20 protein-coding genes are annotated in these 25121 nt (G+C 58.3%); 7 read left to right on the forward strand and 13 right to left on the reverse strand.

The genetic code is table 11. The features are described from left to right. Window positions 1-21 precede the first annotated feature (21 nt). From AVI_RS14665 to queC, 4 genes are all read right to left on the reverse strand, one after another. Entirely contained in the window at window positions 22-1236 is a 1215-nt protein-coding gene (locus AVI_RS14665) for a hypothetical protein (protein WP_015917083.1), read from the reverse strand. Between the two features lie 88 nt (window positions 1237-1324). Continuing rightward, complete coding sequence (gene queE / locus AVI_RS14670) at window positions 1325-2092, reverse strand: 7-carboxy-7-deazaguanine synthase QueE (protein WP_015917084.1); 768 nt, start codon at window positions 2090-2092, stop codon at window positions 1325-1327. Continuing rightward, window positions 2071-2427 (reverse strand): 6-carboxytetrahydropterin synthase QueD, encoded by a 357-nt coding sequence (gene queD / locus AVI_RS14675; RefSeq protein ID WP_015917085.1) that lies wholly within the window; start codon window positions 2425-2427, stop codon window positions 2071-2073. Before queD ends, queE begins: the two co-directional genes overlap by 22 nt. A 4-nt stretch (window positions 2428-2431) precedes the next feature. After that, on the reverse strand, window positions 2432-3139 hold the full coding sequence (gene queC / locus AVI_RS14680) for a 7-cyano-7-deazaguanine synthase QueC (protein ID WP_015917086.1): 708 nt from the start codon (window positions 3137-3139) through the stop codon (window positions 2432-2434). 197 nt (window positions 3140-3336) lie between these two features. On the opposite strand from queC, the gene AVI_RS14685 reads away from it, so the two are divergent. Beyond that, on the forward strand, window positions 3337-4371 hold the full coding sequence (locus tag AVI_RS14685) for an SPFH domain-containing protein (RefSeq protein ID WP_015917087.1): 1035 nt from the start codon (window positions 3337-3339) through the stop codon (window positions 4369-4371). 6 nt (window positions 4372-4377) lie between these two features. Next, a complete protein-coding gene (locus AVI_RS14690; RefSeq protein WP_015917088.1) occupies window positions 4378-4836 on the forward strand; it encodes an NfeD family protein in 459 nt (152 codons plus the stop codon). Between the two features lie 244 nt (window positions 4837-5080). Here the strand turns inward: AVI_RS14690 and AVI_RS14695 are convergent, their stop codons facing one another. Further along, on the reverse strand, window positions 5081-6076 hold the full coding sequence (locus AVI_RS14695; protein WP_015917089.1) for a KpsF/GutQ family sugar-phosphate isomerase: 996 nt from the start codon (window positions 6074-6076) through the stop codon (window positions 5081-5083). A 207-nt stretch (window positions 6077-6283) separates the two neighbouring features. Between AVI_RS14695 and AVI_RS14700 the strand changes: the two genes are divergently transcribed. After that, complete coding sequence (locus tag AVI_RS14700) at window positions 6284-7801, forward strand: outer membrane beta-barrel protein (protein WP_015917090.1); 1518 nt, start codon at window positions 6284-6286, stop codon at window positions 7799-7801. Window positions 7802-7863: 62 nt separating this feature from the next. Here the strand turns inward: AVI_RS14700 and galU are convergent, their stop codons facing one another. Continuing rightward, window positions 7864-8751, reverse strand: a complete 888-nt coding sequence (gene galU, locus AVI_RS14705; RefSeq protein ID WP_015917091.1) for a UTP--glucose-1-phosphate uridylyltransferase GalU — start codon at window positions 8749-8751, stop codon at window positions 7864-7866. Between the two features lie 257 nt (window positions 8752-9008). Between galU and AVI_RS14715 the strand changes: the two genes are divergently transcribed. After that, entirely contained in the window at window positions 9009-10226 is a 1218-nt protein-coding gene (locus AVI_RS14715; RefSeq protein WP_015917092.1) for a lytic murein transglycosylase, read from the forward strand. A gap of 45 nt (window positions 10227-10271) precedes the next feature. Further along, window positions 10272-11498, forward strand: coding sequence for an SGNH/GDSL hydrolase family protein (locus tag AVI_RS14720; RefSeq protein WP_015917093.1), 1227 nt, complete (start codon window positions 10272-10274; stop codon window positions 11496-11498). 384 nt (window positions 11499-11882) lie between these two features. Here the strand turns inward: AVI_RS14720 and AVI_RS14725 are convergent, their stop codons facing one another. The 6 genes from AVI_RS14725 to gltB all read right to left on the reverse strand — a co-directional run bounded on the left by AVI_RS14725 (window position 11883) and on the right by gltB (window position 21259). Further along, window positions 11883-13817, reverse strand: coding sequence for a HAMP domain-containing methyl-accepting chemotaxis protein (locus AVI_RS14725; protein ID WP_015917094.1), 1935 nt, complete (start codon window positions 13815-13817; stop codon window positions 11883-11885). A 355-nt stretch (window positions 13818-14172) separates the two neighbouring features. Then, complete coding sequence (locus AVI_RS14730; protein WP_015917095.1) at window positions 14173-15627, reverse strand: glutamate synthase subunit beta; 1455 nt, start codon at window positions 15625-15627, stop codon at window positions 14173-14175. Between the two features lie 11 nt (window positions 15628-15638). Next, window positions 15639-15797, reverse strand: coding sequence for a hypothetical protein (locus AVI_RS31150; protein ID WP_156583032.1), 159 nt, complete (start codon window positions 15795-15797; stop codon window positions 15639-15641). Window positions 15798-15815: 18 nt separating this feature from the next. Then, complete coding sequence (locus tag AVI_RS14735; protein ID WP_015917096.1) at window positions 15816-16214, reverse strand: type II toxin-antitoxin system VapC family toxin; 399 nt, start codon at window positions 16212-16214, stop codon at window positions 15816-15818. Beyond that, window positions 16211-16441: an antitoxin gene (locus AVI_RS14740; protein WP_234617775.1), complete on the reverse strand. Its 231-nt coding sequence runs from the start codon at window positions 16439-16441 to the stop codon at window positions 16211-16213. Before AVI_RS14740 ends, AVI_RS14735 begins: the two co-directional genes overlap by 4 nt. 96 nt (window positions 16442-16537) lie before the next feature. Further along, window positions 16538-21259, reverse strand: a complete 4722-nt coding sequence (gene gltB / locus AVI_RS14745; RefSeq protein ID WP_015917098.1) for a glutamate synthase large subunit — start codon at window positions 21257-21259, stop codon at window positions 16538-16540. 712 nt (window positions 21260-21971) lie between these two features. Here gltB and AVI_RS14755 point away from each other — a divergent pair. Beyond that, window positions 21972-23018, forward strand: coding sequence for a threonine aldolase family protein (locus tag AVI_RS14755; protein ID WP_015917099.1), 1047 nt, complete (start codon window positions 21972-21974; stop codon window positions 23016-23018). A gap of 86 nt (window positions 23019-23104) precedes the next feature. Here the strand turns inward: AVI_RS14755 and AVI_RS14760 are convergent, their stop codons facing one another. Further along, complete coding sequence (locus tag AVI_RS14760) at window positions 23105-23572, reverse strand: Hsp20 family protein (RefSeq protein WP_015917100.1); 468 nt, start codon at window positions 23570-23572, stop codon at window positions 23105-23107. A gap of 420 nt (window positions 23573-23992) precedes the next feature. Here AVI_RS14760 and AVI_RS14765 point away from each other — a divergent pair, with 420 nt between their 5' ends. Next, window positions 23993-25000: an alpha/beta fold hydrolase gene (locus AVI_RS14765; protein ID WP_041697078.1), complete on the forward strand. Its 1008-nt coding sequence runs from the start codon at window positions 23993-23995 to the stop codon at window positions 24998-25000. The last annotated feature ends 121 nt before the right edge of the window (window positions 25001-25121 follow it).

Below are 25121 nucleotides of genomic sequence, written 5' to 3' on the forward strand. Positions count from 1 at the left end.
GAAAAAATGAGAGGTTGGCGGTCACAGAGAAGCAATCTTGTCCGTAAGCGCCACCCAACCACCAGGCTCCATGATCAAAGCTCCGACATCATAGGACCCAAGCAGGGCCAATACCGACCGTCTTGAACAGATCTCACTGAACAACTCAGTCGCAGGCCCTGCATCCCGGTAGAAATAGAAATTGTTCCTGGCCTCTGTGACCACAGTCTTCAACTCAGAGGACGGCAAGCGAGAGGCCGGAGGTGAATGTTCTTCCAAGGCCTGCCTTGCCTGGGAAAGCCCCATGCCGGTCAGCCGTGGTGGCTTGTCGGCCTTGCGCAATTCTTCATTGGCGGCCTTCAGGTTCATGCCGGTCAACCGCGGCGGACGGGAACGGGCGAGATAATCGTCTCGAAGCAGAAAATCATCCGGGTTCAAACGACGTGTCCGGCAATAGGCAGAGAATTGCTCCTGATAGGCGCGCCAATGAATTTCGAGGGCAAGCCGAGCGCATGACTTAGCATGGAACGCCTTGTCAAAAGTCTTGAAAGCCGAAGTGGCGCCGTTAATACCGGCATTCACGGATGCGGTAGCGATTTCGCCCAGAACAGGCACCGAGCCCGTCACCAGTTTCGTACCCTCTATGCCGGATTTGTGAATCTTCCGCTTGATGACTTCGGCAATAATATCCGACAACGGCACGCCATCAGCTTGCCCCTGATTTGCGGCGTCCACCCTGCTTGCCAGCATTTTCAGCTTTGTCAGGTGACTGGCAGTCGATGCCGTACTGTTGACCTGCTTGGCAACGGAAAGGGCATTGATTGGCAAGGCGCCCATCGATGCTGCAACTGACACCGAACCGGCGATTGAAACAGCATTGCTGCCGATTTCCTTGTACCGTCGGCGCTGCATATATTTCAGCGTCGCAGGGCTTTCACTGGTCAGGTCCCCGCTGCTGTGACCACGTGCCACGAAAAACGGATTCGGCGGCACAGAAATTCCGGCATTGCCCCGCGCCTTGTATCCGTTTCGGCCAGCTTCGGCGACACTTTGTCCCAAGGCTGCATAGCCGGTGCTATTGCCGCCATTGGCTGTCCCGAAAGCCACATCCAGGCATGCCGCCGCAACATCCGTAACGGACAGTGGTGCATCTTTCTTGTCGTATTTGCCTTTTGCATCGGCGGTTGCCGATACCCTGCCAGTATCCTTGAACTTCAACGATTTTGCAGCAAATGCGCTTTTCAGACTTCCAAGCATCGCCAATCCTCCGACATCTTGCACGGACGCAGAATGGCACAGAGATAGTCAAAATACGACGAAAAAGACGCAAAGAGGATAAAATATCTCACACGCCGCGCTTGTTGCCCCAGAGCAGCACATGCAGTTGCGGCAGCACACGGGCGGCAAACCAGCGGTCTTCGACCACCCGGTCCACCAGCCAATGCATCCGGGTCATGATCCCATCCATGTCGATGACCGCGTCATCGTCTTCCGGCGGCGGGGGTGTATGGTTGCCGGGCTGGAGATAGACCGGCAGATGCGGATGCCGGGCGCTGGCATCGCGCGCATAGGCATAATCGGCTTCATCGAAGACGATGAACTTCAGCACGGTGAGCGGGCTTTGCTGCTCACCCCGCGCTGCGGCTTTCTCAAGACAGAGCGAAAGCGCGTCCCAATCCGTCTCCATCCCGCTCGAAGGCGGCTTGGGCGACACCACCAGCACATCCAGATCGGCAAACCAGTCGCGGGCAATCGACCCTTGGGTCTCAAGGGCGAAGCGGTAGCCCCGCTCATGACCGTGGGCAATCAGCGCGCCCAACGGCTGGATCGCCGGGTTGCCACCCGATAGCGACACCATCAATGGCACGCCCCCGGATAGGCTTTCCACCTCGGCCCAGATGGCCTGGACGCTCATCGGCAGCCATTCTTCCCGAAACCGGCTTTCGACGGCATGCAGACTATCGCACCAGGAACAGCGATAATCGCAGCCGCCCATGCGCACGAACACGGTTGGTTGGCCGATCAGCACGCCTTCGCCCTGAATGGTCGGCCCGAAGATTTCGCTGACCCGGATCACGGTTTCCGACGCGGTCAAGGACGATACTCCGCCCAGGTCTTCTGGGTTTCGCTGACCCGCACTGCAGAGGTCTCGGCAAAATGCTGCTTGCACCAGTCATAGAAATGCTTGGCCAGGCATTCTGCCGTGGTCTTGTCATGACCCAGGACATCATTGAGATGGCGGTGATCGAAGGCCTCATCGATATAGGCCTTCAGCACTTTCAGCTCATGATAGTCGCGCAGGAACCCGTACTCATTCAACTCCTCGCCCGACAATTCGACCAGGACAATGTAATTATGCCCATGCAGCCGGGCGCATTGATGATCGTCGGGCAGGCCTTTCAGCTGGTGCGAGGCGGAAAAATGAAATTCCTTGGTGATCCGGTACATGGAATCAGACCTCCCTGGCCTGGAAGCCGGAGGTGGCGCTGACCCAGAAATCCGGGTCTTCGTAGTCGGTAGGATCGGTGACACCGGCCAGATGAAAGGCTTCGCGCCGCTCCACACAGGTGCCGCACCGCCCGCAATGACGCGCACCGCCCTTGTAGCAGGACCACGTCTGGTCAAACGGCGTGCCGTATTTCGCGCCCTCGGTGACGATATCGGCCTTGGAGACCGTCACGAACGGGGCCAGCAATTTGACATCGGCATAGCCCTCCAGCGCATGGGCCTGCATGATCTGGAACGCATCAATGAAGCCGGGTCGGCAATCGGGATAGATGAAGTGGTCGCCGCCATGCACGGCCAAGGCGACCGCATCAGCCTTCTTCGCCGCAGCCACCCCGAAGGCAATCGCCAGCATAATGGCATTGCGGTTCGGCACGACGGTGATCTTCATCGTCTCCTCGGCATAATGGCCATCGGGCACGTCAAGATCGTCTGTGAGGGCCGAGCCGGTCAGGCTGGCACCAATATTGGTCATGTCGATGATCTGGTGCGGCACACCCAGCCGCTTGGCCGCGAGTGCTGCAAAATCCAGCTCTTTTTTATGACGCTGGCCGTAATCGAAGGAGATCAGGCCGATCAACTCATGCTCCGCTGCCATTTTGTCGGCAAGCGAAACGGAATCGAGTCCGCCAGAGCAGACGACGAGTATTTTCATGGTTCTAGTCCTTGTTTTTTCCGGGTAGGCTGCGACCGGTGGTGAAAACCGTGGCCCTGATAGCGCAGAAGTGAGGTTTTGCAAACCCGCCCGAACGGGTAATTGCCCCGAGAACGACCCTAGATTTTCCATGGCACTGGTAACGGGGTGGGGCCAAGCTTACATAGGGCTCAACAAAATGGCTGCGGGGAGAAGACATGTCCGGCTTCGATATTCTGGTTATTGCCCTGGTGGGCTTCGTCATCCTGGTGCTGATTGCCGGGGTCAAGACCGTGCCGCAGGGCTTTCGCTATACGGTGGAACGTTTCGGACGCTATACCCGCACGCTGGAACCGGGCCTCAACATCATCACACCCTTTATTGAGACCATCGGTGCCAGGATGAACGTGATGGAACAGGTGCTGGATGTTCCGACCCAGGAAGTCATCACCAAGGATAATGCCAGCGTCTCCGCCGATGCCGTGGCCTTTTATCAGGTCCTGAACGCCGCCGAGGCCGCCTATCAGGTTGCCAATCTGGAAAACGCCATTCTCAACCTGACCATGACCAATATCCGCTCGGTCATGGGCTCGATGGATCTCGATGAACTGCTGTCCAACCGCGAGGTCATCAACGACCGGCTGCTGCGGGTGGTGGATGAAGCCGTGCGCCCCTGGGGCATCAAGGTCACCCGAGTCGAGATCAAGGATATCCAGCCGCCCAAGGATCTGGTCGATGCCATGGGCCGCCAGATGAAAGCCGAGCGTGAAAAACGCGCCCTGGTGCTGGAAGCTGAAGGCTTCCGCAATGCCCAGATTCTGCGGGCCGAAGGCGCCAAGCAATCCGCCATCCTCCAGGCCGAAGGCCAGAGGGAAGCCGCCTATCGCGAGGCCGAGGCCCGCGAACGTTTGGCCGAAGCGGAAGCCAAGGCGACGGCCCTGGTCTCCGCAGCAATTGCCGCCGGTGATGTCCAGGCCATCAACTATTTCGTCGCCCAGAAATATACCGAGGCGATGACCGCAATCGGCACCGCCTCCAACTCGAAAATCGTGCTGATGCCGATGGAAGCGTCATCGCTGATCGGCTCACTGAGCGGCATTGGCGCCATCGCCCGCGAAGTGTTCGGAGGCGATGCGCCGCAGGCGAGTTCCAACCCGGCTCGTGCCTCTGGCTCACCAGCCAGAAGCGTTCCGAAAACCACCACAGTCAGCACTACGCCCGCGATCAATCCCTTCGCCAAGTCGGAGGAATAAGCCGCCATGTTCGCCACGCTGGTCGATCAATGGGGACCGTGGAGCTGGCTGGTGCTGGGGCTGGCACTGCTGGCCGTCGAACTGGTCATGCCCGGCATGTTCATGATCTGGATCGGGCTGGGCGCTATTGCCACTGGCCTGCTGTCTCTCGCCTTCTGGGGCGACGCCTTCTGGCCCTGGCAGGTTCAAGCGCTGGTGTTCTGCGCCTTTTCCATCGCGGCCATCCTGATCGGACGTCAATATCTACGCTCCGACGCCAGAAGCAGCGACGAGCCGCTGCTCAATCAGCGCACCGCAAGCCTTGTCGGACGCACCGCCACGCTCCAGGAACCGATCCGCGAGGGCCGTGGCCGGATCAGGTTGGACGATACGTTCTGGACAGTGTCAGGACCGGATCAGGAGATTGGAACGCAAGTCAAGATCATCGCTGCCCATGGGCGAGATTTGACGGTTGATGCGGTTTGAAGAGGCCTATCTAAAAAATAATCCGAGTACTTCAGCGAAACGTCGTATTTTGTCTCGCCTCTACTCCTCCACTCCGAAGTCATTTTCCACCGGAAAAGATCCAAAGACGTTTTCGGCTCTATCCCTCTTCTTCCCAGCGGGAAGAAGGTCCCGGCAGGGGGATGAGGGGGCGGCGGAGCCGAAATACCGAAAGTCTTTTACGCTGCGGGTTCAATATAAACCTGCCGACGCTATCACTCACTCTTTAAGCCACACCAATCCGCAACAAATCATGGAAGTGGATGATGCCGTTTGGCACACCGTCTTCATCGGTCACAAACAGCGCCGAAATATTGTGCTGGTTGAGGATCGCCATGGCGGTGGTCGCAAGTGTTTCGGTGTGAACCGTCTTTGGGTGACGGGTCATCACCTCTTCCACCATCCGCTCACCGAGATTGCGGTTGAGGTTACGGGCAATATCGCCATCGGTGATGATACCGACCAACCGGTTAGCGCTGTCGGTGACGCCGACGCAGCCAAAACGCTTCTGCGATAGCATGATAATCGCTTCCGGCACCGATGTGCCTTCCGGCACCAGCGGCACGTCCTCGCCGATATGCATCATGTCGCCGACATGAGTCAGCATCGCGCCCAGCTTGCCGCCCGGATGGAAGGTCTTGAAATCATTCGGCCCGAAGCCACGAGCTTCCAGCAGCGCCAGCGCCAGCGCATCGCCCAGCGCCATCTGCATCATGGTGGAGGTGGTCGGCGCCAAGCCATGCGGGCAGGCTTCCTGCACCTTGGGCATCAAAAGCACGATATCGGCTTCACGTGCCAACGTGGATTGCTCACCGGCGGTAATGGCTATCAGTGGAATGGAAAACCGGCGAGTGAAGGACAGGATTCCGTTCAGCTCGGTGCTTTCGCCGCCCCAGGACAGGGCAATCACCACATCGTCACGGGCAATCATGCCGAGGTCGCCATGATTGGCTTCCGCCGGATGGATGAAGAAAGCCGGTGTGCCTGTCGAGGCGAACGTTGCCGCGATCTTGCCGCCGATGTGGCCGCTCTTGCCGACGCCAGAGACGATCACCCGGCCCGAGCTTTTGCCGATAACATCGATTGCGTTGCAAAACGGCCCGGCAAGATACCCTGCCAAAGCCTCTTCCAGGGCCGCCAGCCCGCTTTGTTCGGTAGCGACGACACGCAATGCAGCCTTGATGGCGCTTGCTTCCACGAGTTTTACAGCCAGCTTGTTCATGGCAATGTCCATAGCGCTAATGAACTTAACTGTCCATTCACCCTTGCCTACAGACTGTAAGAAATGACGACTGGCGGGGCTATTTGCACGCTGGCAACGCCCGTTCATGGTTAATCGCAACGAATAATTAACCATGGGAATTTACCTTTCGGTAACGGCAGCATCGCCGCAAGAGTTATTTCAGAAGACAGATCCCGACAGGCCGCAATGACGGACAGCCAGACCTATCCCACTGATCGGCAGCACAGCGCGGGCTTTTACCCGATGGTTTCCGCTGGATTGCTAGCAGCATGTCTGGCCGCGGCTGGGGCTGGCCCTGCCCTCTCCCAGCAAATGACGTCGGGATCGACTGAGCAAAGCACGGGTCTTGCCACCCTGCGTGGCTCCACAACAAGCAGCGATGAGGCAGCGGCAACCACCGATACGACAGCGACAGGCGCTACCACGTCAACCGCCACAACCAAAGCCAAGTCGGATACCGAAGAAGACGTGCTGGATACTGACAGTTTCCGCCGGATCACCAATGATGCGCTGGACGCCAACCGCATCAACCTCAGGGAATCGCCGGTCGACGAACGGCGTCAACTACGCAAGACCGAGGATGACGGCACCGGCATTCATGTCGGCACGATGATTCTCAGACCGGAATTGTCGCAAGGCATCAGCACTGAGCGCAAAACGACCGGCAGCGACAAGCAGAACACCACCTATTGGGACAACGGGCTAAAGGGTACGCTGACCTCCGACTGGTCACGGCATCAATTGGTGATTACCGGCGACGGCCAATGGCGCCAACGCATTGCCGGTGACCGCGACAGCGACCCTTCCGGTCGCGTCGATGCCGCATTGCGGCTGGATTTTGCAGATGACATGGCCGCACGGCTAACGGCGGGCTATGGCTTCAGCCGCGAAAGCACCACCGACCCCAATGCCGTGCGCGATGCCACGGTCCAATCCGGCGTCAACCAGTTCAGCGCCGGTGCTGTGCTGGAACGGCAGGTTGGTCCCCTGAAAGGCTCGCTCGGGCTGGATTTCGAACGCTGGGTCTATACCGATGCCAAACTTGCCGATGGCAGCATGCTGTCCAATTCCGACCGTAACCGCAATGCCGTCACATTGTCGTCGCGGCTGGGTTATGAAATCTCCCCGGCTCTGACGCCCTTTGTCGAGGTCTCCGCTGGCAAGACCCGTTATGACCAGAGCCAGGACAGCGCAGGCTACCGTCGCTCCGGCAATATCTACGGTGCCAAGGCCGGGATCAGTTCGGACATGGGCGAAAAGCTGCGCGGCGAAATCGCGCTTGGCTATAAGCAGGCCAGTTTCGATGATGCGCGGCTGGACGATCTGGGCGCGATGACTGTTGACGGCAATGTCGCGTGGTCGCCCTTGCGCGGCACCAATGTCGATCTGGGTCTTGCCACCTCCATCGAACCGTCAACCACCGCAGGCGTCAGCGGCGATGTTGCCTATGCACTGACAGCGGCCGTCACCCATGAATTACGCGACAACCTGATCGCCAAGCTTTCGGGCGGCACCACCTGGCGCAATTATCGCGGCGGGAACCAGAGCACCGGCATGTATTATACGGCGGGCGGCGGGCTGGTTTACAAAGTCAATCGCTGGCTGGATCTCACCGCCGATCTCACCTGGGAAAAATCCACCAGCGACAGCAGTTCTGACGACAAGACCCTGACGGCAGGCGTCGGATTGAAACTGAGGCGGTAAACAAGAAAACGCCGCGCGTTGGACGCACGGCGTTTTAAGTTTCAGTCCGTTTGCAAAACCGCTTACTTCAAAGCGGCCAGCAACGCCTTCATCGGCTCTTCCACCAGACCGCGAAGGTCGGGACGCGACAGGGCGAAAGCGACATTGGCGAGAATGAACCCGTCCTTGGCACCCGTATCGAAGGTTTCACCCTTGAAGTGATAGCCGGCAAATTGCTGGATCTTGGCCAGTTTCAACATGCCATCGGTCAACTGGATCTCGTTGCCCGCGCCGCGTTCCTGAGTTTCCAGAATCGAGAAGATTTCCGGCTGGAGGATATAGCGGCCATTGATGAAGAAGTTCGAGGGCGCCGTGCCCTTGGCTGGCTTTTCCACCATTTCAGTGATTTTGAAGCCGCCATCCAGCGTCTCACCGACACCGACGATGCCGTATTTATGCGCCTGATCGGGCGCACATTCCTCGACGGCGAGGATATTGCCGCCAGCCTTGTTGTAGAGATCGACCATGCCCTTCATGCAGGCCGTCTCGCCACGCATGATCATATCGGGCAGCAGGACAGCGAAAGGCTCGTCGCCAACGATTTCGCGGGCGCTCCACACCGCATGGCCAAGGCCCAGCGGCTCCTGCTGGCGGGTGAAGCTGGTGGCGCCTGCCTTGGGCAGGATTTCGGACAGCAGTGTCAATTCTGCATTTTTGTTGCGCGACTTCAGGGTCTGCTCAAGCTCGTACTGAATATCGAAATAGTCTTCAATCACGCCCTTGCCGCGTCCGGTGACAAACACGAAATGTTCGATCCCGGCTTCCACGGCCTCATCCACCACATATTGGATGACTGGCTTATCGACAACAGTCAGCATTTCCTTCGGCACGGCCTTGGTGGCGGGCAGGAAACGAGTTCCAAGACCGGCAACCGGAAACACGGCTTTACGAATTTTTTTCAGTTGTCCCACACATCCCTCCTAGAGGATTTTTCACATATGCACGCAATCGCACAAACGCCGATTACTAAAGAATTGCAACGAAATTACAATTCTGTTTGCGATTTTGGTAAATTGGTAAAGAATTTGTTGAGACTATGGTCATAGACTGAACCAGACTGGCCATGCCTGCGCAATTCCAGCCAGGCATTGCCCCACTGCCACAACCAGGCGGTGTCGACCAGCATAGACAGATGAGACAACAGCCAGCTGAACGGACGAGAATGCCAATGACCAGAGAACGCGCCTCGCGCCATCTTCGCGCGCTTGCCTTTTCCCTCATGGCGAGCCTTGCGCCGCTTCATGCCCATGCCGATGCGGGCTTCCAGAAGTGGATCCGGGATTTCTATCCCGCGGCTGCTGCTGCGGGCATCAGCGCACAAACCTATAACCGCGCCTTTGCCGGCATCAAGGATCCGGACCCCGATGTGCTGCGCAAGGCGGCCTATCAGCCGGAATTCAAATCGGAAATCTGGGATTATCTCGACAGCCGCGTCAATCCCTATACTGTGAAGATCGGCCGGGAAATGCTGGCCAAGCATGGCCGCACGCTGGCCTCTCTGGAAAAATATTTCGGCGTTGACCGCCATATTCTGCTGGCGATCTGGTCGATGGAAAGCAATTACGGCGCGGTTCTCGCCAAGGATGACCGGCTGCATTACGTGCCGCAGGCGCTGGCCACCCTTGGCTATGCCGATCCCAAGCGCGGCGGTTTTGCCCGCAAGCAGCTTATCGCCGCCTTGAAAATCCTGCAAAACGGCGATGTGAGCCCGAAGGAAATGACCGGCTCCTGGGCTGGCGCCATGGGCCACACCCAGTTCATCCCGACCAGCTACCTGCTGTATGCGGTCGATGCCGATGGCAATGGCCATAAGGATATCTGGAATTCCATTCCCGATGCGCTGGCGACCTCGGCCAATCTTCTGGCCAAGAACGGCTGGGATAGTGGACGGACCTGGGGTTATGAAACCGTCGTGCCTGCGGGAGCCGGCAAATATGCCGGCAAGACGCTGACGATGGCCCAGTGGCAGAAGCTGGGCTTCACCCGCCCAGGCGGCAAGGCGTTCCGCAATCCGGGCGAACGGGCGCAGTTGAAGCTGCTGGCCGGTGCCAATGGTCCGGGCTTCCTGATGACATCCAACTTCTTCACCATCAAGAAATACAATGCCGCCGATACCTATGCGCTGGCGGTCGGTCTTCTTGCCGACGAAATCGCCGGTTATGGTGGAATGCAACAGAAATGGCCACGGCCGGACGGCACGCTGGACATAAAGGAAAAGTTCGAGTTGCAGACCCGAATGAAGGCTCTTGGCTATTATAATGGCGAAGTGGACGGCAATTTCGGCTCTGGTTCGAAAGCGGCGATTTCCGCCATCCAGCAACGGTTGGGCATGCAGGGCGATGGCGAACCGTCAAAGCCGCTGCTGGAAATGCTCAGGCGGCATTGATAGGGAGCGATTGGCCATTGACGGGCCGCGACGGGAAAACTGCTCATGCCTGGTAAAGACAGAGACCGGATCGTGCGGCGCCATGTGACTTTTGCGCTTGCAATCGTCGTGGCTGCGACAAGCGTCGTTGGCCCGGCCCTGGCACAGGATTATCCCCGCCGCCGCACGCTGCTCGACATGCTGTTTGGCAGCCGCTCGGAGGACGACAGCCGCTATGAACGGCAATATCCCGCCGCGCCGCGCCCGGCAGGGCCGCGCAGCCGCAAGAAACCTGCCGCCACCGCTCCCGCCACACCGGCACGGCCACGTCCCGTCCCGGTTTCAGCCCCGCCACAAGAGGCGGCTCCCGCCAAGATCAACAACGCTCAGAAAATCCTTGTTGTCGGGGATTTCTTTGCCAGCGCCATCGGCGACGGCTTGCAGCAGGCCTTTGCCGATGCACCCGGCACTGTCATCGAGACCCGCAGCAACGGGTCTTCCGGCCTGGTGCGGGACGATTATTTTGACTGGCGGCGGCAATTGCCGAAAATGCTGGAGGAGACGAAACCGGCTTTGGTGATCGTCGAGCTTGGCGCCAATGACCGCCAGCAGATGACCCCGGGTAGCGGCGATCAGCGCTTTCCTTCCGAGGCCTGGTTTGCCGAATATCAAAAGCGGATCGACGCCATTGCCAAGCTGGTGACAGCAAAGAAGATCCCGCTGATCTGGGTCGGCCTGCCACCGGTTAAATCGCCGGGCATGTCGGCAGACCTGATCAAGTTCAACACGCTCTACCGCAAGGCCGCGGAAGCGGCAGGCGGTGAATTCATCGACATCTGGGACGGCTTCGTCGATGCGGACGGCGGCTTCGTGTTGACCGGCTCCGACATCAACGGCCAGCAGGCCCGGTTGCGCGGCCCCGACGGCATTAGCATGACCGATGCCGGCAAGCGCAAGATGGCCTTCTACCTGGAAAAATCGGCCCGCAAATTCCTTGGTGATATGGCAAGCCCCGGCCTGGTGCGGCTCGATGCGACCAGCCTGCCAGACCTGACCGGACCAGAAGAGCTTGACGGCCCCGACCGTATTCCCCCGATGAAAATTTCCGACCCGGCGCTGGATGGCGCAGACCACCTGTTGGGCGGCGCTGAAAAGCCGGCGCCCCAAACTCCCCCCTCGCCCCGCGACCTGCTGGTCTCGACCGGTATCATGCCGGAAGCGCCGAAAGGTCGGGTTGACGATTACCGGCTGGCGTCTCCGCCAAATATAAATTTGGTAGTGCCGAAACAATAATAAGAGCGTCTGTCAGGTTTAGATGGAACCTGACAGACTCTAAGACAAACCCTTATAGTCCGTCCAATAATCGCCGCTGGCAGTCTGAAAATCGCAATTTCTGCGCTTACCTGCTTCATTCGCGTTTCCAAACGGAAAACCGGTTCCCACTTTTCGGTCCGATGCTCTAAGTACGCTCAGCTCGGGTTCTCGAAATCACCATTTTCGCCAGGCCAGCAGCAATTCTTGAACAGACTGTTCGTCTTCTTCGAAAACCAAAGGCCGTTTCACAAGGGCTGACGTAAGACGTATCGAACTATCCAAAATGGTACCGGCCAAACACCGTGTCACGCGCCCAGCGGTTCTTTCCAGGAAGACGGGGTCCGTCTCCTGGAAAGGTTATCGTCAAAAATCCTGCCAATCCTTCTCTTTTACGGCAGCCGATCCATGAAAGGCGCCCCGGAGCTTTTCCGTCAATTTCCGGGCAGGCGACGGTGCGGGGCGAGACGCGGAAACGTCATTCGTCTGCTCGAACGCAACTACCTTGCCATGATCTTCCAGCTTGAAGCGCGACAGCAGGTCGCTCAACGTTGCAGCCTCTTTGGCAAGGCTGTGGCTTGCCGCCGTTGTCTGCTCCACCATGGCAGCATTCTGCTGCGTACCCTGGTCCATGGTATTGACTGCCGTATTGATCTCCTGAAGTCCGACCGATTGCTCGCGTGCGGCCTCGACTATCGCGGTGACATGCCGGTTGATTTCCTGGACCTCACCGACAATGGTTTCGAGCGAAGAGCCGGTTTCAGCCACCAGCTGCACCCCGGCCTGCACCTGCTGGCCTGAAGAGACGATCAGACCCTTGATGTCCTTTGCCGCATTGGCGGAGCGTTGCGCCAGTTCGCGCACCTCTTGCGCCACCACGGCAAAACCCTTGCCAGCTTCACCGGCACGGGCGGCCTCAACACCAGCATTCAGCGCCAGAAGATTGGTCTGAAAAGCGATCTCATCGATAACACCAATGATATTGCTGATTTCGCCAGAGGATCTTTCGATCTCCTGCATGGCGGCAACCGCCTTGCGCACAACATCGCCGGAGCGTTCCGCACCATCGCGTGTTTTGGACACCAGAATGCCAGCTTCTTCGGCGCGCCGGGTCGAATCCTTGACCGTCGTGGTAATCTGCTCCAGTGCCGCTGCCGTTTCTTCCACGGAAGCCGCCTGCTGTTCCGTCCGATGCGAAAGATCGTCAGCGGCAGAGCGGATTTCATTAGCGCCTGCATCTATGCCACGCGCATTCTGCCTGACGGTCACCAGCGCCTGCTGCAACTTCTGGACAGAGCTGTTGAAATTCGACCGCAAGCCATCAAGGCCAGCCACGAATGGCACGGCAATACGGTAGCTGACATCCCCATCAGCCAGGCGCGTCAGACCCTCTGCCAGAGCATCCACAGCAAATTTGGTGTCGGCGGCATCCTTGGCTCGTTGCGCGTCGCGCTCGGCGCGTTCCTTTTCCGACAAGCCACGGCTGGCCTCGGCCTCGGCTTCAAGACGCTCACGGTCCAGCGCATTGTCTCGGAACACCGCCACGGCGGCGGCCATCTGCCCGAGTTCATCGCCGCGTCCGGCGCCATCGATTTCCGCGCGCGTTTCGCCCTTGGCAAGAGCAATCATACGCAGCCGCAACCGTTCGATCGGTCGGGTAATACCATGGGAGATGATCCACAAAGCGGCAAAAATCGCCAGGATGAACGCCACAAACAGGCCGCCAAGCGTGGCAATAATTGTATTGCGCGTCTCATTCGAGATCAACGTACTTTTATCAGACAGTTCTTTTGCACCATCGACCACCCATCGGCGGGTCTCGTCAGCTGTCTCGGCGATCAGCTTGTCTGCCTGCCTTAATTCGTCGCGGGCTTCGGTATCTTGTTTTTTAGCATCCAGGTCAATGACTTTGGATGTTATCGTGATGATCGCCTCATACCGTGTACGAATTGCAGCGAGCCGGTCGGCCTTCGCAGGATCAAGGGCGATTGCCTCATCGATCATGGCGATAATGCGCTTAACGCTCTCATCATAGTCCTTTTTCGCCCTGACGATTTCCGGACTTGAATCGTCATAAACCAAGATTTGGTAGGCGTCATAGCCGAGTGCCATCAGCCTCTGGCTTGAACGCGCCACCATCATCAGCGAGCCTGCGTCCTGATCAATAAAAGCGGAATATTCCTTATCAACCGCATTCAAGCCTTGCGACAGCATGACAGAAGCGCCAATGCCCAATGCACAGATTGAAACCACAACAGACAAAATCTTCGTTTTAATTTTCAGATTGTCGAGAAATGACATTTGGGATCTCGTGTCGGCAGGAATCCAAACATCTGGATAGGCTGCTACAGGAAAAGCGTCTCGTCATGAGGGCTACAATAGGTTGTACCCATGATTTAAAAGGCATTAATTTATCAAAGGTAAATATGTGAAAACAAACCTAAAACTGAGGTCAAAATATGAGTTTTCCCATTGATATTACTGGGAAAATTATAGGATTTTACGCAAGGAAAGACATAGATATTTCTGAATAAAATAAAACTCTTAAGTTGCACTCTATCCCTATCAATTGACGATAGACCTTGCGTGGCCTGTCCCCATAGCCAACAAAAAAGGGGGCTGAAAGCCCCCTTATAGAGATCCGAACAGGCTAAACTCAGCGCGGAAGAACTGTGACACCCATCAGCGCTTCATCGATGGCGCGGGCTGCCTGGCGGCCTTCGCGGATCGCCCAGACCACCAGTGACTGGCCACGGCGCACGTCGCCTGCTGCCCAGAATTTATCGACAGAGGTGCGGTAGTCCTTGTCATTGGCGATGACGTTGGTCGAGCCGCGCCGGTCGGTATTGAGGTCCAGCTTTCCGTCCAACTCCTTGACGACGCTGTCGGTGAAGGGGCCGGAAAAGCCGATGGCGATGAAGGCGAGATCGGCCTTGATGATGAATTCCGAACCGGCAATCGGCTGGCGACGATCATCCACCTGGCAGCATTTGACACCGGTCAGCATGCCGTCTTCGCCAACGAATCCGAGCGTTCCCACCTGGAACTCGCGCACAGCGCCTTCGGCCTGGCTGGAGGAGGTGCGCATCTTGGTGGCCCAGAACGGCCAGACGGCCAGCTTGTCTTCCGTCTGCGGCGGACGCGGACGGATGTCGAGCTGGGTAACCTTCACAGCGCCCTGGCGGAAAGCCGTGCCGACGCAGTCAGACGCCGTATCGCCGCCGCCGACCACCACGACATGCTTGCCACCGGCGATGATCGGCTCGGACGGCCAGCCAACGCTGTCGATGTTTTCACGGCCCACCCGGCGGTTCTGCTGGACTAGATAGGGCATGGCATCATAGACGCCGTGCAGGTCGACGCCAGGAATGCCGGCTTCGCGTGGGGTTTCCGAGCCGCCGCAATAGAGGACGGCATCGTAATCGGCCAACAGCTTTTCCACCGTTACATCGACACCGACATTGACGCCACAATGGAAGGTGACGCCCTCACCCTTCATCTGCTCGACGCGGCGGTCGATGAAGTTCTTCTCCATCTTGAAATCAGGAATGCCGTAGCGCAGCAGACCGCCCGGCTTGGTTTCGCGCTCATAGACATACACGTCATGCCCGGCGCGGCCAAGCTGCTGGGCAGCGGCCATGCCTGACGGGCCAGACCCAATGATCGCCACCTTCTTGCCGGTATGGATCGTGGCCGGTTGCGGCACGATGAAGCCCAGCTCATAGGCCTTGTCGGCGATGGCCTGCTCAACGGTCTTGATCGAAACCGGCGCATCCTCCAGGTTCAGCGTGCAGGCTTCCTCGCAGGGCGCCGGGCAAACACGCCCGGTAAACTCAGGGAAATTATTGGTGGAATGCAGGTTGCGGATCGCCTCTTCCCACTTGCCGTTATAAACCAGATCGTTCCAGTCGGGGATCTGGTTATGCACCGGACAGCCGGTCGGGCCGTGGCAATAGGGAATGCCGCAATCCATGCAGCGCGCCGCCTGCTTCTGTACTTCCGGTTCCGACATCGGAATGGTGAATTCGCGGAAATGCCGGATGCGGTCGGAGGCCGGCTGATACTTCGCCACCTGCCGGTCGATTTCCATGAAACCTGTAACCTTGCCCATGTCTTACCCTTTCAAAACGGCAGGCCCAGAGGCCCCCAATACCAGTAGGCGAGGCCGATGATCGCCCCCAGCACAATGAACTCCAGTCCAATCGAACCGTTGACCAGATAGCCAACGGTCGGAACCGCTAATCCGAGCATGATGGAAACGAAGACGTGCATCTTGCGCATTCTGCTTCCTCTCCACCGCTATCGCAGCCAATTCTCGATCTTCAATCCCGGAACCCGGGAAAATTCTCTTTCATTATCCGTCACAAGCACAGCATCCAAGGCGAGGGCATGTGCCGCAATCAGCATATCCATATCGCCTATCGGTTGCCCACGGCGGCTCAGACTGTCCCTGAGCGCAGCATAGTGAACATCGGCCGGCGCCTCCCAAGGCATAACCTCGAATTCGGACAAAACTGTCTCGATGAGCCGGACCAAACGCTCTGAGCCCTTCTTGGCTGCCCCGTATCTCAGTTCGGCCGCCACGATCAGGCTCGTTCTCAATTCACCCTCTTTAAGCGCAGCGACCTTTTTCGCGGTTTTGCCATCTGGATTTCGGATGAATTCCGAAATCGCGTTGGTATCGAACAGGTAACTCATTCGGGAAGATCCAGATCAATCTCCTGAAGAGGCTGATCATCTATCTCAGGAAAGTCTTGGCCGAGCGGTTCCGCTTGCCGAAGCCACTCTATCAACCCGCCTGGTGAGCGCTTCTGGCGAGCGGATTGAATGGTGATTACGCCATCCGCCTCCTGTCGGATGACGACTTCATCTCCGGAGAGATCGAAGTCGCTTGGTATCCGCACAGCACGACTTCTCCCGTTCATGAATATCTTTGCCCTACGCTCCTTTGATATCGGAAACATCGCCACCTCCATCTTGTGATATGACAATGTCATATCACAAGACTGCTAAACATAAAACTATTCGGCGGCAACGCCCATGCGCATCCGTTCCATTTCCTCCAGCGCCCGGCGATATTCGACCGGCATGACCTTGCGGAATTTCGGACGGTAATCGGCCCAGTTGTCGAGGATCTGCTTCGCGCGGTTCGAGCCCGTATAATGCAGATGGTTGGAGATCAGCTGATAGAGCCGCTCCTCGTCATGGCGGGTCATGTCTTCCGACACGTCCACCAGACCCTTATGCATCAAGTCGCCGCCGTGGTGATGCAGCTTTTCCAGCATGTCATCTTCTTCCGGCACCGGTTCCAGTTCCACCATCGCCATGTTGCAGCGCTTGGCGAAATCGCCCTTTTCATCAAGGACGTAAGCCACACCGCCGGACATGCCGGCTGCAAAGTTGCGGCCGGTTTCGCCCAGCACCACAACCACGCCGCCCGTCATGTATTCGCAGCCGTGGTCACCCACGCCTTCGACAACCGCAATCGCGCCGGAATTGCGCACCGCGAACCGTTCGCCCGCCACGCCGCGGAAATAGCATTCCCCGGCAATGGCACCGTAAAGCACGGTATTGCCGACAATGATCGAGTGTTCGGCGGCAATCCTCGAGTTTTCCGGCGGACGCACGATGATCCGGCCACCGGATAGCCCCTTGCCGACATAGTCATTGCCGTCACCGACCAGATCGAAGGTGATGCCGCGCGACAGAAACGCCCCGAAGGACTGGCCTGCCGTGCCGTTCAGCGTCACATGAACAGTGTCGTCCTTCAAACCCTTGTGGCCCCAGCGCTTGGCAAGTTCACCCGACAGCATGGCACCGGCTGAGCGATCCACATTCTTGATATCGACCTCGAACACCACGGGCTGTTTGCTTTCCAGCGCGGGCATCGACTTTTCGATCAACCGGCGGTCCAGCACATCTTCGATCGGATGATGCTGGCGCTCCGTCCAGTAGGTGGCTTCCTTGGGCGCTTCGACCTTGTGGAAGATCTTCGAGAAGTCGAGACCCTCGGCCTTCCAATGGGCCAGCATGTCATTCTTTTCCAGAAGTTCCGAGGCACCGATAATGTCATCCAGCTTGGCAAAGCCCAGCGAGGCGAGGATTTCGCGCACTTCTTCCGCGACAAAGAAGAAGTAGTTGATGACATGTTCCGGCGTACCCTTGAAGCGCTTGCGCAAAACCGGGTCCTGGGTGGCGACGCCAACCGGGCAGGTGTTGAGATGGCACTTGCGCATCATGATGCAGCCTGCGGCAATCAGCGGTGCGGTGGCAAAACCGAATTCGTCAGCGCCGAGCAATGCGCCAATAATGACGTCACGACCGGTCTTCAGACCACCATCAACCTGCAAAGCAACGCGCGAGCGAAGACCGTTCATGACCAGCGTCTGCTGGGTTTCGGCCAGGCCGATTTCCCAAGGGCTGCCCGCGTGTTTCAGCGAGGTCAAGGGCGAGGCACCCGTGCCGCCATCAAAGCCGGACACGGTGATATGGTCGGCACGGGCCTTGGCAACGCCTGCGGCCACCGTGCCGACGCCGACTTCCGACACCAGCTTGACCGAAACATCGGCTGCCGGGTTGACGTTCTTCAGATCGTAGATCAGCTGCGCCAGATCTTCGATGGAGTAGATGTCGTGATGCGGCGGCGGCGAAATCAGGCCGACGCCCGGCGTTGAATGCCGGGTCTTGGCAACGGTCGCATCCACCTTGTGGCCGGGCAATTGTCCGCCCTCGCCGGGCTTGGCACCCTGCGCCACCTTGATTTGCAGCATATCGGCATTGACGAGATATTCGGTGGTCACGCCGAACCGGCCAGAGGCGATCTGCTTGATGGCGGATCGTTCCGGGTTGGGCGACCCGTTGAACAGGGGCAGGTAACGGTCGCTTTCTTCGCCGCCCTCACCGGTGTTGGACTTGCCGCCAATCCGGTTCATGGCGATGGCCAGCGTCGTGTGCGCTTCGCGGCTGATCGAGCCGAATGACATAGCGCCCGTGGAGAAGCGCTTGACGATGTCAGCCGCCGGCTCGACCTCATCAACCGAAATCGGCTGGCGCCCCTGATCGGTGGCCTTCTTGATCTTGAACAGACCGCGAATGCTGTTCATCCGCAAGGCGCTTTCATTGACCATTGCCGCGAATTCGCGGTAGCGCTCCTGCGAATTGCCACGCACGGCATGTTGCAGCGAGGCAATCGAATCCGGGCTCCAGGCATGGTTTTCACCGCGCAGGCGGTAGGCATATTCGCCGCCGATATCCAGCGAGGTCGCCAGGATCGGGTCCTTGCCGAAGGCGGAATGATGGCGCGCCACGGTTTCCTGGGCAATCTCGGCAAGGCCAATGCCTTCAATGTTGGAGGCTGTGCCGAAGAAATACTGATCGATCAGCTGCGAATTCAACCCGATGGCATCGAAAATCTGCGCGCCGCAATAGGACTGGTAAGTGGAAATGCCCATCTTGGACATCACCTTGAGAATGCCCTTACCGACCGCCTTGATATAGCGATAGACCACTTCGCTGGCATCGACTTCCCTGGGGAATTCGCCATGCTTGTGCATGTCCAGCAGTGTGTCGAAGGCCAGATAGGGGTTGATGGCTTCCGCGCCATAGCCCGCCAGACAGCAGAAATGATGCACTTCGCGCGGTTCGCCGGTCTCGACGACCAGGCCGACCGAGGTGCGCAAGCCCTTGCGGATCAGGTGATGATGCACAGCAGCCGTGGCCAGCAGCGCTGGAATGGCGATGCGATCCGGGCCGATTTGCCGGTCCGACAACACGATGATGTTATAGCCGCCGCGCACCGCAGCTTCGGCACGCTCGCAGAGCCGGTCGAGCATTTCGGGCATGCCTTCGGCGCCACGCTCCACATCATAGGTGAAGTCGAGCGTCTTGGTATCGAAGCGGTCCTCGGTATGGCCGATGGAGCGGATCTTTTCGAGATCGCCATTGGTCAGGATCGGCTGGCGCACTTCCAGCCGCTTGGCGCGGGCCGCCCCCTCATGATCGAGAATGTTGGGGCGCGGGCCGATGAAGGACACCAGGCTCATCACCAGCTCCTCGCGGATCGGATCGATCGGCGGGTTGGTGACCTGGGCAAAATTCTGCTTGAAATAGGTATAAAGCAGCTTCGACTTCGACGACATCGCCGAAATCGGCGTGTCGGTGCCCATCGAGCCGATGGCTTCCTGACCGGTGGTCGCCATTGGCGACATCAGGATGCGGGTGTCTTCCAGCGTGTAGCCGAAAGCCTGCTGGCGGTCGAGCAGCGACACATCGCGGCGCAGCGCCCGTGGCTCAACCGGCTTCAGATCCTCGAGGATCAACTGGGTACGATCCAGCCATTCCCGGTAGGGAAGGCTGCCAGCCAGATCCGACTTGACCTCCTCATCGGAAACGATCCGGCCCTTTTCCATGTCGATCAGCAGCATCTTGCCCGGCTGCAAACGCCACTTCTTGACGATCTTCTCTTCAGGCACCGGCAGCGTGCCAGCCTCCGACGCCATGATGATCCGGTCGTCATCCGTCACCAGGTAGCGGGCTGGACGCAACCCGTTGCGGTCCAGCGTCGCGCCGATCTGGCGGCCATCCGTGAAGGCCACGGCGGCAGGGCCGTCCCATGGCTCCATCAGGGCTGCATGGTATTCGTAAAACGCCTTGCGCTCCTTGCTCATCAACTGATTGCCAGCCCAGGCTTCCGGGATCAGCATCATCACCGCATGGGCCATGGAATAGCCGCCACGGATCAGGAATTCGAGCGCATTGTCGAAACAGGCGGTATCCGACTGGCCTTCATAGGAAATCGGCCAGAGCTTGGAAATGTCATCGCCAAACAGCGGCGAGGATACAGAGGCCTGCCGGGCCGCCATCCAGTTGACATTGCCGCGCAGCGTGTTGATTTCGCCGTTATGGGCGACCATCCGGTAGGGATGCGCCAGCTTCCACGACGGGAATGTGTTGGTAGAAAAGCGCTGATGCACCAGGGCCACAGCCGATTCAAATCGCGGATCGGCGAGATCCTTATAATAAGCAGCCACCTGATAGGCGAGGAACATGCCCTTGTAGACGATGGTCGAAGACGACAGCGACACCGGATAGAAGCCGGTTTCCTGGCCGCCAAACTCGTCATAAATCCGGTTGGAAATCACCTTGCGCAGCAAGAACAGGCGACGTTCAAAAGCGTCCTGCGTGGCGGCATCGCGGCCAGCACCGATGAACACCTGAATCTGGCGCGGCTCAGTTGCAGCAATATCCGGGGCCTTGGACAGCGAGGAATTATCGACCGGCACGTCGCGGTAGCCAAGCAGGTGCTGGCCCTCGGTCAGACAGACATCGGTGATCACCTTCTTGAAATGGGCAATCTGCTCTTCATCGGCGGGGAAGAAGAAATGTCCGACGGCATATTCACCAGCCTTGGGCAGAATGACGCCCTGGGCAGCCATCTCTTCGCGGAAAAACCGGTCGGGGATCTGCACCAGAATACCAGCGCCGTCTCCCATCAGCGGGTCAGCGCCGACCGCGCCGCGATGAGTGAGGTTTTCAAGAATGAACAGGCCGTCGCGGACGATCTGGTGCGACTTCTCGCCCTTCATATGGGCGATAAAGCCGACGCCGCAGGCATCATGCTCGTTGCGCGGATCGTAGAGGCCCTGCTTTTGCGGAAGACCATAACGCTTTAGCGTACCGGCACCGGCTGTCGCCTGCGTCGCATCGGCCGCCACGATTGCTTCGGATGGCATCATCTGCGTCATCGTTTTCCCTCCAGTTGAACCGTCCGGTCGAAACTATCCGATCCGGCACACAGCTATTTGACAAAATCGAATACCGACGGGGGCTTATCGCTGCCCGAACCCGGGGCTGATCTTCAGGGCGCCCCGCTTGCCATGCGCAAAACAGGTCACAAACCTGACCTTTCTGCACAGCTTCTCTCGACCGCTGCAAAAGCAGATATCCCGGTGAGTATAGCGCAAGAGAGCCAGGACGAAAGGCCTAGAAAACCAAAACCTGCCACTCGATTTCCGAAAATATGTCAGTTTCATTGACCTATTTCTGCAAACTATATGGCAGAAACAAATCGGCTTCGCAAGCCATCGGCTCAAAAAGCCGGGCGATGACGCGACAGAATCTGTCTTTTTTAGCGATCTGCCGCATGATTCTTTCGTCCGTTGAGGTGTTTGCGCAGGAAACCAATCAGGAGCGCCGAATGCGAAGACAATCGCGCGGGCAATAATCGGTCCGTCCTGCGACGGCTGATCGGACCGGATTGAACACGGCGGCAAAATCGTTAGGGTCTCTTTATATCAAGTCTCGAAGATGCTCACGCATTCTCGCCTTGACAGCATTGCAAATATCTCAAATGCGGCAGACGCTTGAGATATTTGCAAAGGGAATACCAAGAGTCATGTTCAATGCCTCTTGGTACTACGCCCATGGACAAGCGTTACAGCCAATCAGGAAGCCATCATGTTCTTTGCATCCGATAATTGGGCCGGAGCCCATCCCGCCATTGCTGAAAGCCTGATGAAGGAAGCGGCGGGCTATGCCAGCGCCTATGGCACCAGCGATCTCGACCGGCGCGTCGAAGCGCATTTCAATGAGATTTTCGAGCGTGAGGTCTCGGTGTTCTTCGTTGGCACCGGCACGGCGGCCAATTCGCTGGCGCTGGCCAGTGTGGCGCGGGCCGGTGGCGTCACCTTCTGCCATTTCGACGCACATGTGAATGCCGACGAAGGTGGCGCGCCGGAATATCTGGCAAATGCCAGCCGGCTCTATCCGGTCGAAGGCCGCGACGGCAAGATGAGCGCGGCAGCCCTGCACACCGCCGTTTCGCGCTTTGACACGCCTTCCGTCCATCAGGGCCGGCCCATGGCGGTGACGATTACCCAGGCGACCGAAGCTGGCACCATTTATACACTGGACGAAATCGCCGCAATCAGCGCCATTGCCCGCGCCAAATCCCTGCCTCTGCACATGGACGGCGCCCGTTTTGCCAATGCGCTGGTAGCGCTCGATGCCACGCCCGCCGAAATGACCTGGAAGCGCGGTGTCGATATTCTCTCCTTCGGCGGAACCAAGAATGGCTGCTGGTGCGTGGAAGCCATCGTGTTCTTCAACCCCGACATGGCCGAGGAAATGCCCTATATCCGCAAGCGGTCTGCGCAGCTGTTTTCCAAGACCCGCTTCGTTTCCGCCCAGCTGGAAGCCTATTTCAAGGACGATCTGTGGCTGGATCTGGCCCGCCACGCCAATGCCATGGCTGAGCGAATGCGCGCCGGTCTCAGCAAAAACAACAAGGCCCGTCTGGCCTGGCAAACCGAGAGCAATGAAGTCTTTGCGGTGATCGGCAAGGATGCCGCCAGGCAGGCCGAGGCCCGCGGCGCGAAATTCTACGAATGGCTGGCACCCCGCGATGAGCCCGGATTGGTCGGTCAGGACAATGTGTTGATCCGGCTGGTAACAAGCTTTGCCACGACAGAGCAGGATGTCGATCAGTTTCTCGACATTCTCTAAGCATTTCAAGACTGACAGCTGCGAGAACACCCCAAACGCAAAAGGGCGGCCCCAAGCCGCCCTTCTTCATGTCTTCCAGACCCGGATCAGACGACGCGAGACTCAATCGCCTTGGGCGCCTCGACCGGTTCGCTGGCAATGGCGATGCGGCGCGGCTTCATGGCTTCGGGAATATTGCGCAGCAGATCGATATGCAGCAGGCCGTTCTTCAGCGAGGCATTGGTCACCTCGACATGGTCGGCAAGCTGGAAACGACGCTCGAACCCGCGCTTGGCAATGCCGCGATACAGAAACTCGGTCTGTTCGGCCTGGTCTTCCTGGGCTTTCTCACCCTTGACCGCCAGCACATGCGCATGGGCCTCGATGCTGAGTTCGGTTTCATCGAAGCCGGCAACGGCCATGGTGATCCGGTAGGTATTGTCGCCCGTCCGCTCGATATTATAGGGCGGATAGCTCTGGGCCTGATCCGGCTGACCCAGGCTGTCCAACATGGTGAACAGGCGGTCGAAGCCGACGGTGGAGCGATAGAGCGGGGAAAAATCAACGTGACGCATAGATGTCCTCCTGAGAAGCGACGGTTGCGATAATGACGAAGGCAGATACCCCTGATGTGGCGGTGTCTGCCTGATGATGCAGGCCCTTCCGGCGCCTGCAACAAAGAGATGGGAAAGGCGATTTGCGAGTTCAAGACCCCTCGACATGCACGCATCGTGATGGCCGATTTTTTGTGGCTGAATTTTTGATGAATGGCGGGTTTGGCATCGGTTCACCTTGGCCGCACTAGCGTCCCCCTATCAGGAGTGATCCTGGTGACTGAAGAATATCGTCCCTGCGTCTTCAGTGCCTGTTGCCGCCCATTTGTCTTGAAGACTAATCGTCTTGAAGCAATGGGCGGCTTTTTTCCTTGACCCGATTTCGGTCCGCGCAAATATGCGGTATGGAAAACTGAAGATTGTGCTTGGAAAGGCAAGGCCATGGATAGCGTGCTTCATGCCGTGGACGGCAATCCCATTCCCGACAATCATCACGCCGGCTTTTTCACCAGTTACGACGGCCTTCGCCTGCGCTATGCGATCTTCAAGAGCGATATCAGCCCGGCCAAAGGCACGGTCGTGCTGGTGCATGGCCGCAGCGAATCCATCGAGAAATATTTTGAAACCATCCGCGACCTGACAGCAGCGGGCCTTTGGGTCGCTACCTTCGACCTGCGCGGCCAAGGCCTGTCCGACTGGACACTTCTGCAAAAGTCCTCAAAACCCAGAGGGGATAAGGAAAAACGCTGGGGCCATGTCCAGCGCTTTTCCGATTATGAGCGGGATCTGGAGCAGTTCCTGGAACAGGTCGTGCTGCCGGATTGTCGCCTGCCGTTCTCGATGATCGCCCATTCCACCGGTGGATTGATCGCCCTTGCCGCAGCACCACGGCTGTCCGGACGCATTTCGCGGCTGGTCCTGTCAGCCCCCTTTGTCGGCCTGCATGGCGAAGCCCTATCGGCGGCAAAGGTGTTCGCGCTGGCGCGGCTGGCATCAACGCTCGGGCTTGGCAACCGTCCCTTGTCATCAGCCAGCAAGCCGCACACCTTTGCCACCAATGTCCTGACCTCGGATGCCGCCCGCTTCGACCGGAATATGGCGATTTTTGCCGCTGTGCCGGAGTTGTCGATCAGCGCGCCTTCGGCCCGCTGGCTGCATGAATGCGCAAAAGCCATCCGGCGGGTCAACGATCCCGCCCATCTGACGGGGATCACCATTCCCACCCTGTTGCTCGCCCCGATGCTGGACGGCGTCGTGCCCTTTAGCGCGCAGGAACACCTGGCCCGGCATTTCCGCGCCGCGCAATTGCTGTCCATTCCCGGCGCCCGCCATGAAGTGTTGCAGGAACAGGACCGCTACCGCGAACAGGCGCTTGCAGCCATCCATGCCTTCATTCCCGGCAGCGATCCGATGCAGATCGAAGGCGAGGCAGAACTCGTCGGTCTTTGACACAGCCTCCGCCCCTGCGCGTCCCTCAACCATCACCGATGATCCCACGCGGCTTCCAAAGCCTTGTCCTGGCATTGCTTAAGACATTTTTATCGCTGGCGACCGATCAGAATTGACAGAA

The organism is Allorhizobium ampelinum S4, from assembly GCF_000016285.1.
GTDB lineage: Bacteria > Pseudomonadota > Alphaproteobacteria > Rhizobiales > Rhizobiaceae > Allorhizobium > Allorhizobium ampelinum.